Source organism: Streptomyces sp. NPDC088147 (assembly GCF_044741565.1).
GTDB lineage: Bacteria > Actinomycetota > Actinomycetes > Streptomycetales > Streptomycetaceae > Streptomyces.
Genome location: NZ_JBIUSY010000002.1, coordinates 520,058 through 534,072 on the forward strand (window position 1 = coordinate 520,058; position 14,015 = coordinate 534,072).

The following is a 14,015-nucleotide window of genomic DNA, read 5'->3' on the forward strand; positions in this document are numbered from 1 at the left end:
CGAGCCCCAAGGTTTTATGGCCAAGGACGGGTCAAGAACGGGAGCGCGCTCGGGCCGCCCCGAAGGCGCGCGGACGTCTCACCGACGTCTCACCGCGGCGCTGCGCCCCCTCGTGCGCTCCGCCGCGCCGACCCGGGGCCGCCGGTCCGCGCGGCCCCGCTCACCGGCCCGCCAGCCCGTCCGTTCAGCTTCCGTGCCCGTGCCCGAACGCCCCGGGGTGGATCTGCTCCCGCGTCGCCGTGTACTGCTGCCGTACCGCCGTGCCCACGGCCGCGTCCTCACCCGGCTCGAACACCTGGGCCGCCGCGCCCTGCCAGGCCGGCGGGGTGTGCGGGGAGAGCGACCCCTGCGAGACCCCGAGCGCCCAGGCCGCCTGCCGCGCCGCGCCGATCGCGGTGTAGTCGGCGGGCTGCGGCACGACGACCTGCGCCCCGAAGATCGCCGGAGCCAGGGCCTGGACGGCGGGCAGCTCGGCGGCGCCGCCCAGCAGGAACACCCGCCGCACCTCCACCCCGCGTCCGCGCAGCACGTCCATCGCGTCGGCGAGCGAGCAGAGCATCCCCTCGAACGCGGCCCGCGCCAGATGCTCCGGCTTCATCGACTCGCGCCGCAGTCCGGTCAGCGTGCCCGCCGTGTGCGGCAGCTGCGGCGTCCGCTCGCCCTCCAGATACGGCAGGAACACCAGCCCCGAGGAGCCCGGCGTGGACTTGAGCGCCAGCTCCGACAGCTCGGTCAGCTCCGCCGTACCCAGCAGCTCCGCCGTACCGCGCAGCGCCCTGACGGCGTTCAGCGTGTGCACGACGGGCAGATGCATCCCGGTGGCGTCCGCGAAGGAAGTGATCATTCCGGACGGGTCGGCCGCCGCCTCGTGATGGACGGCCATCACCGAACCCGACGCCCCCAGCGACACCACGGCGTCGCCGACCGCGACGCCGAGCCCGAACGCGGCGGCCATCGTCTCACCGGTCCCCGCCGAGATCAGCAGCCCCTCAGGGGTGGTCCCGGCGGCGTCAGCGGGGCCGAGCACCTCCGGCAGCGCGGCCTGGTGCCCGAGCGCCAGTTCCACCAGATCCGGCCGGTAGGCACCGGTACGCGCGGACCAGTAGCCGGTCCCGGAGGCCCCGCCCCGGTCGGTCGTCCTGCGCGCCGGCCGCCCCAGCAGCTGCCAGACCAGCCAGTCGTGCGGCTGGAGCACCAGCGCGGTGCGCTGCGCCGCCTCGGGCTCGGTCCGCGCCAGCCAGCGCAGCTTGGCCACGAGCTGACTCGACTGCGGTACGGACCCGACGGCCTCGGCCCAGGCATGCCGGCCGCCCAGCGCGTCGACCAGATCGGCGGCGGCGACCTGCGCGCGTTTGTCGTTGCCGACCAGCGCGGGCCGTACGGGGTTGCCCTGCCGGTCCAGCGCCACCATGCCGTGCTGCTGCGCCGCGACCCCGATGGCCTGCACGCCCTCGAGCAGCCCGCCGGACGCGGCCTCCCCGAGGGAGAGCAGCCAGGCCTGCGGATCGACCTCGGTGGCTTTGGGCTCGACCGGATGGGCCGCGTACCCCTGCCGCAGCACGGCACCTGTGTCCGCGTCGCAGACGACGACGCGTGTGAACCCGGACGAACTGTCCAACCCGGCGACTATTCCCATGACACCCGATTCTGCCGCACGCGCGGCACGAGGGGCGCTGCCGGGACGTCCGGGTGTCCGGATCCGGGTCAGGTATTGCTCGTACCCCAGTCGTCCTGGCCGTTCTGGCTCCGCTCGCGCAGGGAGCGGACGCGCTGGGCGACGGAGTCCGGCAGCTTGTCGCCGACCACGCCGTTCACCGAGTGGTACGCCTTGCCGGCGAACTCGCGGCCGGTCTGCGCGGCGGACTCGGCCGCGTTGCGCACCGCCGGATTCTGCGACACCTGGCGGGCCGACTTCTTGAGCTGCTCGTAGCGCTCACGGCCGGCGCGGGTCCCCAGGACGTACCCGCAAGCCAGTCCCGCGATGAATGTGAGGCGGTACCGCATGGCTGCCACCCTTCCCTCTCGGCGTCGCAGTCCCCAGCGTCAGCGTCGGACCGTCGTTCTGTGCTCTCCGCCTACCCCGTGGGGGCGCGGGATCACCCGGCGTACCCCGGGGCGATACCGATTGGCAGAGCACCCCCCTGCTTGCGCTAATGTATGTGTCGCAGCGAACGCGCGCCGCCCGGGAGGACCGGGGTGGGTACGTTCGGTGCAGACGCAGCAATCCCCTGTAGCTCAATTGGCAGAGCAGCCGGCTGTTAACCGGCAGGTTACTGGTTCGAGTCCAGTCGGGGGAGCGCGATCCCCTGTAGCTCAATTGGCAGAGCATTCGGCTGTTAACCGGAGGGTTGCTGGTTCGAGTCCAGCCGGGGGAGCGGTAGTACGAAGAGGGCCCCTCGGGGCCCTCTTTCGTGTGTTCATGATCACTCCCCGAGGCTCCGCCAACTGGGCCTCGCGCCCCTTTTGGGTACCTCGAACGGATCTGGTCCGCGGTTCATGGAACCGAGCGGCGCATGGCGAAGTCCTCATGGTCAGAGGATGCCGACCATCCGAGGCAGGAGATCGTATGAGCGGCTATGCTGCGGCAGACGGCGCGCACAAATGTGCGCGACGCGCCGTTAGGGGCGGTAGCTCAGCCGGTTAGAGCAGCGGACTCATAATCCGTCGGCCGTGGGTTCGAGTCCCACCCGCCCCACAGGGACACCTGTTTGATGAATCGTTCCCACCTGGCATCCGAGCGCCCCACGTGGTCTGGACCACATGGGGCGCTCAGTCGTTTACAGGGTCGTGCGTGAGCGGTGCGCGAGCGGGCGTGCCGGAGGGCCGGGCACGGCGGGCGCGTGGGACGACGGCTTCGGCATTCCCCGCTCCTCCTTGTCGGCTTGTCGGCCTGGGGCAAAAGTCTGGTGTACGTGTCGGACGCTAGCTCAATAGTTCCGTGTCGCGGCGTTTCCTTGATCGTATGGAGGCCACCTCCACCCGCATGGATCAAGGTTGCAGCCACATGGCGCAGATTCCGGACGCCGATCGGCGGCAGGACACCGCCTCGCGGACGAGCTGACGGGATGACGGGATGACGCCTTCTCAGGGTGGGGCCGGGACCCGTCCTCCTGTACGAATACCTTGCCCGTCCGCCGCCGTGGCAGCCTCCGCCCGAGCCGTTCCTGACGCTCGTCCAGATCCCGTACGGGTACTCAGGCAGGACCTGCCCCGTTCCCGGTCCGGGCGCCATGAGGGCCTCACTGTCCGCCGTACTGTCCGCCGTCCTCGGCCCGGCGGACGAACTGTGCCCGTCGTCAACGGAGTTGACCCGTCCGGTCGGCGACCGCACCGCCGCTCTCCCGTGGAAGGGCGAAGGCGCTTTCGTGTGCCTACGAGAGCGGTCACAGGCGGAGGGCGGAAAGCAGATCGCCGCCTTGAATTGAATTATCGTTTTACCATGTCGTCCACTTCCGTGTTTTCTCGCCGGTCATTGAATCGTGGAATTCTCGAAGTCGTCGATTTGGCTGAGTGTCGCCAATTGTAATATTCCAGCCCGGCGTGCGCCGGTGTTATCGGGATGCGTGAGCGCCCTATTTTTCTGTGCCGCCGACCCGTACGGGTGACAGAATTACATTGCTCTAGCCACCCTCGCGACGTGAGTGTCATAAAGGTGAAGGAGCTTCTCCTGCTCCTCTACCCGCACTCAAGAAAGAGGAAAGCATGTCCATTAGAGCGAAGGCTGTAGCGGCACTCGCAGCACTCTCGATTGCCGGCGTTGGGATCGTGGCGGCAACCTCCGCGACGGCGGTCAACTCGACGTCCGACGCCCCGGGAACCAAGGCGGTTTCGAAGGTCAGGATCGTTGAGGGCGACGCTCTGCTCTTCAGGGGCGGGGAAAATGAATGGGGCGAGGTCTGGGGGCCGCATTACCAGGGCACCGGGGAGCGGACCGCGCGGATCGACTGCCAGTACCGTACGGGAAGCGGTGCCGAACGCAGTAGGTGGTACCACCTCAATGGGCAAGACTACGTAGGCGCCGGGGCGGTCTACATTTCCGACTCGAAAGTCTCCCCCAAACCGAATCTCCCCACCTGTTCGAACCATCCGTAAATAACGGGACGGCGCGCCGCGCGCTTCATGTGCCGCCGCCTGATTTCGCGGTGCGAGCAAGTGCCTCCGGCGATTCGACGGCCGGAGAGCCGGTGAAAACCGATGGCCCCCTGCTCCTCCTCCGGGAGGGCAGGGGGCTTTCGCCGTGTGGGCGGCGGAGTGGTCAGAGGACCGGATAGGGACCGTCAGGCGGCCGGGACGCGTTGACAGATCCTGTGACCCGTGGCTGTAATGGTCCGCGTGTCGCGTGGTACCGGCCGAAGAGCAGTGGGCGGGCCGATCGCCATGGAGGCACCTTCACCGAGGGACGATGCCATGAGTTCTTACTCAGCACTCCGCGCCTGACGCATCCGACGCAGCGCTTCCGCGCGTCGTCCCTTGTCCTTCGCGGTGCCGGGCACCGCCGTACGACATCGATGTTCTTCTCCGGACGAGGGTCCGCGTGCGGTCACCGCGCGCCGTGCGCCGTATCAGCGCGCACATCACGGTCATCCACCATCACCGCGTTCACCGCGGACCGCACACTTCTCCGGAGAGACGACACCGTATGCCCGCATCCTTCAACCAGGCGATCATCGACGAGTTCCGGGCCAACGAAGGGAAGGTCGGCGGCCCCTTCGAGGGCGGCGATCTCCTCCTGCTCACCACCACCGGCGCCAAGTCGGGGGCGCAGCACACCGTTCCGCTCGGTTTTGTCCGCGACGGTGACCTGCTGCTGATCGTCGGATCCGCGGGAGGCGCTCCGCGTCATCCCGCCTGGTACCACAATGTGCTGGCCCATCCCCAGGTACGGGTGGAGATCGGCACCGAGACGCTCGAACTGATCGCCGTCCCCGCCGAGGGGACGCGGCGCGACCAGTTGTTCGAGCGGGTCGTGGCCGTGGCACCCGGATACGCCGACTACCAGTCCGGAACCACCAGGATCCTGCCCGTCGTGGTGCTCGAACCCTCGGGGGCCGAGGCGGCGGAGGGGCCGGCCGAGATCGGCAATCTCGCCGACAAGCTGGTGCAGGTCCATGGCTGGCTGCGCGCGCAACTGCGCCACATACAGACCGAGACCGACGCGCACTTCGCCGCGCGAGCGGCGGACGGAGGCTCCGGTGAACCGCCGGCGCCGGGCATCGGTCTCCAGATCAGGCAGCACTGTCTGGCGTTCTGCCAGTTCCTGACGTTCCACCACACCAGCGAGGACGCACACGCCTTCCCCGCGCTGGCGAACCATCACCCGCATCTGCGTGAGGCCATCGACCGGCTCGGCGAGGAGCACCGTACGCTCGCGCGTATCAAGGACGCCCTGCTCGCGCTGCTTGCCGACATCACCACCGCCGACCCCGAACGCTTCCGTGCCGAGCTGGCCCGGCTGTCGGCGGAACTGGTGGCGCATCTCGACTACGAGGAGGAGGAACTGCTCCCCGTCCTGAGCGAGATCCCGTGGCCGCCGGGCCCGCCGGTGCCCGAACCGGCCGGGGGCGGGGCGAGCTGACGGAGGGTCGGCAGAGCGTTTCTCCCCCGCGCCCGCTCCCGTAGGTTGGAGGCTCGGCCCATGGCGTGAGTTCCCGACCGTCCCAAGGAGGCGCTTCCGTGTCCGATCGTGAACCCGACCCCGAGTCCACCGAAGCGATCCGGGCGCGGATCGACACCGGCAAGCCGCACTCCGCGCGGTTCTGGAACTACTTTGTCGGCGGCAAAGACCACTACGAGGTCGACCGGGAGGTCGGGGACCAGATCAAGGAGATCTTCCCCGGCCTCGTCGACGTGGCCCTGACGAGCCGCCACTTCCTGGGGCGGGCGGTCCGGGAGCTGGCGGCGGAGCGGGGGATCCGTCAGTTCCTGGACATCGGCACCGGTCTGCCGACCGCCGACAACACACATGAGGTCGCCCAGCGCGTGGCGCCGGACGCGCGCATCGTCTATGTCGACAACGATCCGCTGGTGCTGGCCCATGCCCGCGCCTTGCTCACCAGCACACCCGAGGGCAGGACCGACTATCTCGACGCCGATCTGTTCGATCCCGAGTCGATCCTCGAAGCCGCCGCCGGAACGCTGGATCTCTCCCGGCCGGTCGTGCTGATCATCCTCAACACGCTCGGCCATGTCGCCGACCACGACGTGGCCCGTTCGCTCGTGTCCCGTCTCATGGCGGGCCTGGCGTCCGGCAGTTACCTGGTGATCAGCGACAGCACCGCCACGAGCGAGGGCATGATCGCGGCGTCGGAGGCGTACAACGCCAGCGGGGCCGTCCCGTACCACGTGCGCGCTGTCGACGACGTGGTGCGCTTCTTCGAAGGGCTGGAACTGATGGAGCCCGGGATCGTCCAGGTCACGCGGTGGCGTCCGGAACCGGACGGGCCGGACGGCTCCGAGCCCGCGGTCGACGCGTACGGCGGCGTGGGCCGTAAGCCGTAGGGCCGCCGACGGCCCGAGGATCGGCGGATCCGGTAACCGAAGGCAGGGAACGGGCCGCTCAGAGGGCCCGCGGTGGTCCCCCGACGGGCCGCGGCGGACTCCTGTCGCACCCCCGTGCCATCCGTCCGCCGCACGCCGAGCGTCTCTGAGCGGCCTTGCTGCCCAGTTCACCAGACGGGCTGGGCAGCAACAGGGCGTGAACGGGGCGGATCACGGCAGGGGGTGACGTCTCCCCGCGCCCCGGCTTCCGCCCCCGCTCCGGCTCGCGCCGTGGTCCACGCCCTCCACGCCGTCCGCGTCGCCGGCCGTTCCGTCCACGCTTCCGCCCGCGTACTCCGTCAGCATGCGGACCACGAGACCGGCCGGGGCCAGTCCCCGTACGACCAGATGGATGTCCCAGCGCGCGCCGCGCGCCAGCTCCGCGTCGACGGCCGCCCACACCGCGCGGACGCTCTCCTCGTACGGCAGCCCGCCCCGGCCGGAGCCGAGCAGCGGGAAGCACACGGACCGCAGCGGGGGATCGAACCGCCCGTGCTCCTCCGCGAGCAGCTCCAGGGCGTGGGCCACGGCGCGGGTGACATCGGCGGGCAGGACGTCGTAGTCGTTGGTCCCGGCCCGGGGGACGGCGACGGCCGCGTGGTAGACGCGGCGCACGCCCTGGCCGGCGAGGGCGCCCGAGCCGGTGACGGCCACCGTGCCGGGCAGCACCGGACGGCCCGAGGTGCCCCGGGCGGCGGCCCACTCGCGCAGTTCCTCGTGGATCGGGTCGCCGAGCATCTCGCCCGTCAGCCCGCGCAGCGCGCCGGCCCGGCGCAGGGAGGCCGCCACGGAGGACTTGTACGCCTCGGGCAGCGCCAGATACGTGTTGACCGGGGACACCACCACATCCACGTCCCGCAGCAGGTCCACCGGATGGACATGGAGCGTGACCGGCACGGTCCTGCCGTGTGCCGGGACGGTGAGGAGGCGGTGCGTACGGGCGGTCACCGCCGGATCGTCATCGGCCGCCGGGCCGCCGGTCGCCGGATCCCGTCCGGCCGAGGGATGCCGCTCGGCGAGCGCCGCCCGCGCCAGTCCGCCCACCTGCTCGGCGACCTGGTCGAGCACCACCGCCTCCTGCTCCTTGCGGAAGCGCTCGATGCTCACCCCGTACAGCTCGGCCGCGCGCCGTCTGCGGTCGGCGCCCGGCCAGTCACGGGTGCCCGGTGTCAGACCCAGGGTGTATTCGGCGGCCTCCTGGAGAGTGCCGCCGCCGAGCCGTGACACCGCCAGCCGCAGCAGCCACTCCACCGACTGCGACTGGGACTGGGCGGGGACCGCGGCCGGGCCGTCCTCCGCGGGGGCGAGCGCGAACGCGATCCGGGCCAGTGACGGCACCTCCAGCCGGCGCAGCCGTACGATCCCGCCGCGCCGAACTGTCTTTATCTCCTCGAGAATTGAGGCATGGTCCGGGACTGGCGTGAGCGGCATGGCCGCAACGATCGCACCGGGCGGCCCGTGCCCACAAGCGGCACACCGCGAAGAGCCCGCGGGCGCTCCGGAGACGGCGCGAACGGGACACTCGTATGATGCCCACCTCGTGGGCACCGCACAGGTGTATGGGCGGCCCCGGACCGATACCGACCAGCATCCGACCCGGATCCGACCAGCCAGGGAGCACCGTGTCCGTGCCCGTCACCACACCCCGCGTCCTCTATGTCACCGACCTCGCCTACGAGGCCAGGGGACGCAGATACTGCGACGAGGACATACAGCTGTCGTCCCGGCTGCGGCGGGACTTCGCCGTGGCGCTGAGCCATCCCCTCGACGCCGCGCGGCTGATGGGGTCCTTCGACGCGGTCGTGGTGCGCAACAGCGGACCCGTACTGCACTACCAGGAGCAGTACGACGCCTTCCGCGACCGGGCGCGGGCGGCCGGCGTCCGGGTCTACAACCCGCTGACCGGGCGGGCCGACATGGCGGGCAAGCAGTATCTGGTGGAGCTGAGCGCGGCCGGGTATCCGGTCATTCCGACCGTGGACCGCGCCGAGGACCTCGGGCGGCTGCCGGGCGCCGGAACGTATGTCGTCAAGCCGAAGGCGGGCGCGGACTCGATCGGCATGGAGTTCGTCGGCGAGGACCGGCTCGCGGACGTCTCCTTCGGCGAGGTGCTGGTACAGCCGCGGATACCCTTCCGCTACGAGGTCTCGTTCTACTTCATCGACCACGACTTCCAGTACGCGCTGTACGCGCCGGACCCCGAGCGGCGCTGGGCGCTCACGCCGTACGAGGCCGGGCCCGCGGATCTGGCGTTCGCGCGGCGGTTCATCGAGTGGAACGGGCTGGAACACGGGATCCAGCGCGTGGACGCCTGCCGCGCCCCGGACGGGGAGCTGCTGCTCGTCGAGCTGGAGGACCTCAACCCGTATCTGTCCCTGGACTCGGTGGCCGACGCGACCCGGGAGGCCTTCGGCACGCGGCTGACGGGCTCGCTGCGGGACATGCTGCGCTCCTCCGCGAGCGCCTGACCGGCGGCTGATCCGGGCCGGCCGGATCCCCGGGGCGGCTCAGCGGGGTGCCTCCCAGGTCATCGTCGTCCCCCGGCCGCCGTCCTCGCGCGGAGCGTCGTCCGTGACGACCAGCCGCACCCCGGTCCGTCCGTCGGCCAGCCGCGCCATGGCGTCGACCTCCACCCCGATCGCCGTCACGCCGCCGCGCCGGTGCGCGGCGGCGAGCGCGCCGCGCAGTTCGGCCAGCAGGTGCCGGCCCGCCGGTTCGCCCACGAGCGTGTCCACCGGTCCGGTGAAGCGCACCGACGGCCGGATACCGAGCACGGCCCCCGCGCCGCCCGTCTCCCGCAGCACCATCCCGCGCACGCTCGCCGGACCGTCGGCAGGGGGCTGCTGGAGCGCGAAGATCGTGGTCCTGACCTCCTGGATCGTGGAGTCCAGCTCGTCCACGGCCCGGCCGAGCAGCTCGTCCAGATCCGTGGAGGCCGCGCGCCGCCGGGTCGACTCCAGCATCATCTCGGTGGCGAAGAGCCGCTGGACGACCAGATCGTGCAGATCGCGGGCGATCCGGTCGCGGTCCTCGAAGACGGCCAGCTGCTCCCGGTCGTGCTGCGAGTCCGCGAGCACCAGCGCGAGCGCGGCCTGCGAGGCGAACTGGGTGGCCAGCAGCCGGTCCACCGCGCGGTACGGACGGCCACCGCGCCTGCGCGGCAGCGCGAGGGTGCCGATCAGCTTGCCGCCGCTCTCCAGCGGCAGCATCATGCTCGGCCCGAAGCGTGCCCGCACATGCGTGGTCATCCGGGGATCGGTCGACGAGTCCTCGATGAACACCGGTTCCCCGCCGAGGAGTTGGACGAGTACGGGGGAGCCGGGCTCGATGGTGGTGCCGACGATGCCGGCCGGGTCGCCGACCGTGGACGCGGCGACGATCTCCATCCCGCCCTCCTCGGTCGGCTGGAGCACCACGCCCGCGTACGCGTCGGCGAGCACCCGGGCCGACTCGGCCACCGTGACCAGCGCGTCGGAGGCGTTCTCACCGGTCAGCAGCGCGGTGGTGACGGCCGCCGCCCCCTCGATCCAGCGTTCGCGCTGCCGGGCCGTCCCGTAGAGCCTGGCGTTGCCGATGGCGAGCGCCGCCTGCGAGGCCAGGACGCGCAGCTGGTTCTGGTCCTGTTCGGTGAAGGAGCCGGTCCGCTTCTCCGTCAGATAGAGATTGCCGAGGACCGTGCTGTCCAGCTGGAGCGGCACACCGAGGAAGGAACGCATCGGGGGGTGGCCGGGCGGCACCCCGGCGGACCGGGGGTCGGCCGTCAGATCGTGCAGCCGCAGTGGCCTCGGGTCCTTGATGAGGAGCCCGAGAATGCCGGTGTCTCCGTCCGGGAGGCGTCCGATGCGCCGCCGGTCGGCGTCGCTCAGTCCCGCCGTGAACAGCTCCGTGAGTCCGCCGCGCTCGGGGTCGAGGACTCCGAGCGCGCCGTACCGCGCGCCGATGAGTTCGGCGGCGGTGTCGACGATGTGCTGGAGCGTGGCGCGCAGTTCGAGGTCGGTGCCGATTCCGAGCACCGCCTCCAGCAGCGTGGGCAGCCGGGGCGTCGTCGTGCCGTCGTCGCCGCGGCTCTCGTCCTCGCCGCGGCTCTCGTCGCCTCGGCTCTTGTCCTCGCCGCGGCCTTCACGGTCGCCGTGGCCCTCGCCGTCGTGGCTCTCTTCGCTCATCGCCCCGTCGCGCCGTCGTCACCGTCGTACCGGCCCCGCCGCGCTTTCAGTGGGCGTCGGCGTCGGCCATCGGGTTCAGGACCATCGGCTGGATCTTGCCCTCCAGCATCGCCCCGAGTCCGAGCACGGCGCAGATGTCGGGGCGCTCCGCGATGGCGACCGGCATGCCCGTCGCGTCACGCAGCATCTGGTCGAGCCCCGGAAGCAGCGCGCTGCCGCCGACCATCATGATCCCCCGGTCCCCGAGATCGGCCACCAGATCGGGCGGGCACTCGCGCAGCACCTTGCCGATGCCGTCGAGGACGGCGGTCAGCGGGGTGTAGATGGCTTCCCGCACGGCGGCGGTGTCCACCATCACCGAACGCGCCACTCCGGTCGCCACGTCCCGGCCGTGGATCTCCGTCTTGGTGGGGCCGCCCTCGGTGAGCCCGTTGTTGCTGAGAGCCAGTTGCAGCGGGCGTACGGACTGGCTGGGCAGCATCAGCTCATGCTGGTGGCGCAGGTGCTGGATCACCGCGTGGTCGATGGCGTTGCCGCCGACCGGGATCCGTACGGCCGTGACGATCGAGCCGAGCGACAACACCGCGACCTGCGTGGTCGCCGCGCCGCACACCATGATCATGGTGGCGGTGGGCTGTTCCACGGGCAGTCCGCAGCCGACGGCCGCGGCGATCAGCGTGTCCACCAGCTCCACCCGGCGCGCGCCGAGCCCGACCAGGGTCTCGACGGCGGCGCGCTGGGCGAGCGGATCGCTGTCGTGCGGGGTGGACGCGGCGGCACGCAGCCAGGGCTTGCGGCGCAACTGGCGGCGGAGCTTGTCGCCCAGCAGATGCCGCAGCATGCGCTGCGCCATCTCGATGTCGATGACGGTGCCGCCGCTGATGGGGCGGGCGACGCGGATGTAGTCGGGGGTACGGCCGGTCATCTGTTCGGCGAGGGCGCCGACGGCGATGAGCGCGCCGGTACGGGTATTGAGGGCGGCGGCGCTCGGCTCATCGACGACGAGCCCGGCTCCCTTCACAAAGACCCGGGTCCGGGCGGCCCCCAGGTCGACGGCGATATGGCAACGTCGCAACTGCTCAAGACTGACGGTCACGGCAGGTTCTCCCGAGAGCGCTGAGTGGATCACCGGCGGCCGCCGGCCCTGTTCGCATAGTGCGGCGCCGGGGCACGCCCCGCGCGCTGGGCTGCGCCAGACGGGCGTCCGGATTTGACGGCGCGCCAGGAAGCGTGGCGGGGATCTGCCGTACGGGTCGGGCGGCCCGCACATCTGTCGTGGCCGATCGGGCCGGGCGGGACGTGCTCGTCCAGGTCCTGTCCGGCCGGTCCTCGCGGGCCGACCGGACAGCACCTAGAGGGAAACCTGAACCCAGAAAACCCGCCAACACTGTCGGAAACCCCCGGGAAAAACCCCAAGAAGGGGGCACCCCCCGCGGGTGTGAGCGATCTGGTGGGGGACGCGCGGCATCTGTCGCCGTCGGCGCGGGAAGCCCTGCGGCTGCGGGCGGTGGCCGCGCTGGTGACGGGACGGGATCGCGAGGACGTGGCGGCGGTGTTCGGGGTGTCGCTGAAGGCGGTCGACACGTGGTGGGCGAAGTGGCGGGCCGGCGGGCGGGAGGCGCTGGTCATGCGTCCGCGTGGCAAGCCGGTCGGGGTGCACCAGGTGCTCGGGGAGGCCGAGCAGGCCGCGGTGCGGCGGGCGGTACTCGATCACCGGCCCTGTGACGTGGGGCTTTCCGGTCAGCTGTGGACGCGGCGGTCGGTGGGCGAGCTGATCGCGAAGCTGTACCGGGTGCGGCTGACCGAGGTGGGGGTGGGCAAGTACCTGAAGCGGTGGGGGCTGTCCTTCCAGCGTCCGGACAAGCGGGCCGTTGAGCAGGACCCGGATGCTGTCCGGCGCTGGCATCAGGAGACCTGGCCGGAGATCCGCGCGAAGGCGAAGGCCGACGCTGGGGAGATCCTCTTCGCCGATCAGGTCGGCATCCGCTCGGACCAGGTCACCGGCCGTACCTGGGGTGAGAAGGGTAAGACACCTGTGGTGCGGCGGAGCGGGAACCGGTTCTCGGTGAACGCGATGTCGGCGATCAGCACCAAGGGCCGGATGCACTTCATGGTCTTCGCCGAGAGCTTCACCGCCGAGGTGATGTGCCGCTTCCTGGACCGGCTCGCCGGCCACTTCGACCACAAGGTCCACCTCGTGGTCGACGGGCACTCCGCCCGCCGCTCCAAGAAGGTCCGCGACTGGCTCGCCGCCCATTCCGACGACATCGAACTGCACTTCCTGCCCCTGTACTCGCCCGAGCTGAACCCCGACGAGTTGGTCAACGCGGACCTCAAGCACAGCCTGCCCAAGCAGCACCGGGCTCGCGATCAGGCCGAACTCGCCGCCGAGACCCGCCGCTTCTTCCGCAGACGCCAGCGTCAGCCGCACATCGTCCGCGGCTACTTCGGCGGCCCGCACGTCCGCTACGTCCTGGACGAGAACCCCATGAGTTTCTGATCAACAGTACTCGGCACCCGGCGGCTGGGTGTCCAAGACGCCCACCCGTCTGGGGTCTCGAAGGCCGTGCGTGCCGCGTCGATCGCGACGTCGATATCCACCGTGCACCAACAGCCGCCGTTCGACGCACAGGCAGCATCATCCGCCGCACAGTCGGACAATTCCGATGCGTACTGCTACCCGCCGGGGGATCCCAGGCCGCATCGCCCGCTGGCCCGGCAACGGGCCGAGCTCAACTGGACCGCCCAACAGCGCCCCGGCGGGCCGCTGCACGTGGTCCTGTACGCCCTCACCGTTGCCGGCCAGGAGCCGCACGACGACCTGGCCGGCCAGGGATGCGCCGCCCAGCACACCCTCACGGTCGCCGACCGCATCGTCGGCAACCGAAGGGACGGCGACGACCAGCGCGGTGCGGCGAGGCTACGCCCGCGCACTGCGCCCCCTGCGGACCAGACATCGCCCGTGCGCGGGGTCGTGGCCGTCAGCACGGGCCTCGGTGTCCCCCATCGACCGAATCGACGAGACGCAGCCGCGCTGGATCGGCGGCCAGCTGGCGGGCTGTGGCTGGTCCGCGGTGAAACCGAAATCTGAACCATCGGCGCGGCCGATGACGCCGGTGAAGTCCTGCGGACCATGGCGTCCCAAAGGGCCCGGATGGAACGCCCACGCCCCCACCCGATCGAAAACCCGCCGGTGACTGCGCCCGCGACGACACCACCAGCCCCTGCGTGCACAGGTGGCCAAGGACGCGACCAAGCACGCGAGCTCCAGAGCCAGCTCGACGCCTGGCAACTTTTATGGCCTGTGGCCTGCGC

The 14,015-nt window shown here is 71.0% G+C and carries 10 protein-coding genes and 3 tRNA genes; 8 read left to right on the forward strand and 5 right to left on the reverse strand.

What is annotated here, in order from left to right; translation table 11 throughout:
• Positions 1-184 precede the first annotated feature (184 nt).
• On the reverse strand, positions 185-1,636 hold the full coding sequence (locus ACIOGX_RS07555; protein WP_356506635.1) for an FGGY family carbohydrate kinase: 1,452 nt from the start codon (positions 1,634-1,636) through the stop codon (positions 185-187).
• 68 nt (positions 1,637-1,704) lie between these two features.
• Positions 1,705-2,004: a YtxH domain-containing protein gene (locus ACIOGX_RS07560; RefSeq protein WP_356506637.1), complete on the reverse strand. Its 300-nt coding sequence runs from the start codon at positions 2,002-2,004 to the stop codon at positions 1,705-1,707.
• A 220-nt stretch (positions 2,005-2,224) separates the two neighbouring features.
• On the opposite strand from ACIOGX_RS07560, the gene ACIOGX_RS07565 reads away from it, so the two are divergent.
• The 5 genes from ACIOGX_RS07565 to ACIOGX_RS07585 all read left to right on the forward strand — a co-directional run bounded on the left by ACIOGX_RS07565 (position 2,225) and on the right by ACIOGX_RS07585 (position 6,498).
• Positions 2,225-2,297, forward strand: a tRNA-Asn gene (locus tag ACIOGX_RS07565).
• Positions 2,298-2,302: 5 nt separating this feature from the next.
• A tRNA-Asn gene (locus ACIOGX_RS07570) sits at positions 2,303-2,375 on the forward strand.
• Between the two features lie 246 nt (positions 2,376-2,621).
• Positions 2,622-2,695 (forward strand) — tRNA-Ile (locus tag ACIOGX_RS07575).
• Positions 2,696-4,639: 1,944 nt separating this feature from the next.
• Positions 4,640-5,575 (forward strand): nitroreductase/quinone reductase family protein, encoded by a 936-nt coding sequence (locus tag ACIOGX_RS07580; RefSeq protein ID WP_401911093.1) that lies wholly within the window; start codon positions 4,640-4,642, stop codon positions 5,573-5,575.
• Between the two features lie 98 nt (positions 5,576-5,673).
• Positions 5,674-6,498: an SAM-dependent methyltransferase gene (locus ACIOGX_RS07585; protein WP_401911096.1), complete on the forward strand. Its 825-nt coding sequence runs from the start codon at positions 5,674-5,676 to the stop codon at positions 6,496-6,498.
• 210 nt (positions 6,499-6,708) lie between these two features.
• Here the strand turns inward: ACIOGX_RS07585 and ACIOGX_RS07590 are convergent, their stop codons facing one another.
• Positions 6,709-7,968, reverse strand: coding sequence for a macro domain-containing protein (locus ACIOGX_RS07590; protein ID WP_401911099.1), 1,260 nt, complete (start codon positions 7,966-7,968; stop codon positions 6,709-6,711).
• A 197-nt stretch (positions 7,969-8,165) separates the two neighbouring features.
• On the opposite strand from ACIOGX_RS07590, the gene ACIOGX_RS07595 reads away from it, so the two are divergent.
• On the forward strand, positions 8,166-9,005 hold the full coding sequence (locus ACIOGX_RS07595) for a hypothetical protein (protein WP_356506645.1): 840 nt from the start codon (positions 8,166-8,168) through the stop codon (positions 9,003-9,005).
• Between the two features lie 39 nt (positions 9,006-9,044).
• On the opposite strand, the gene ACIOGX_RS07600 is transcribed toward ACIOGX_RS07595, so the two are convergent.
• Together ACIOGX_RS07600 and ACIOGX_RS07605 are read right to left on the reverse strand one after the other, a co-directional pair.
• A complete protein-coding gene (locus tag ACIOGX_RS07600; RefSeq protein ID WP_401911103.1) occupies positions 9,045-10,700 on the reverse strand; it encodes a GAF domain-containing protein in 1,656 nt (551 codons plus the stop codon).
• A gap of 46 nt (positions 10,701-10,746) precedes the next feature.
• The gene (locus tag ACIOGX_RS07605) at positions 10,747-11,796 is read right to left on the reverse strand and encodes a rod shape-determining protein (RefSeq protein ID WP_356506651.1); all 1,050 of its coding nucleotides are present in this window, start codon (positions 11,794-11,796) and stop codon (positions 10,747-10,749) included.
• Positions 11,797-12,198: 402 nt separating this feature from the next.
• Here ACIOGX_RS07605 and ACIOGX_RS07610 point away from each other — a divergent pair, with 402 nt between their 5' ends.
• Complete coding sequence (locus ACIOGX_RS07610) at positions 12,199-13,200, forward strand: IS630 family transposase (protein WP_401912009.1); 1,002 nt, start codon at positions 12,199-12,201, stop codon at positions 13,198-13,200.
• A gap of 66 nt (positions 13,201-13,266) precedes the next feature.
• Positions 13,267-13,791: a hypothetical protein gene (locus ACIOGX_RS07615; protein WP_401911106.1), complete on the forward strand. Its 525-nt coding sequence runs from the start codon at positions 13,267-13,269 to the stop codon at positions 13,789-13,791.
• The last annotated feature ends 224 nt before the right edge of the window (positions 13,792-14,015 follow it).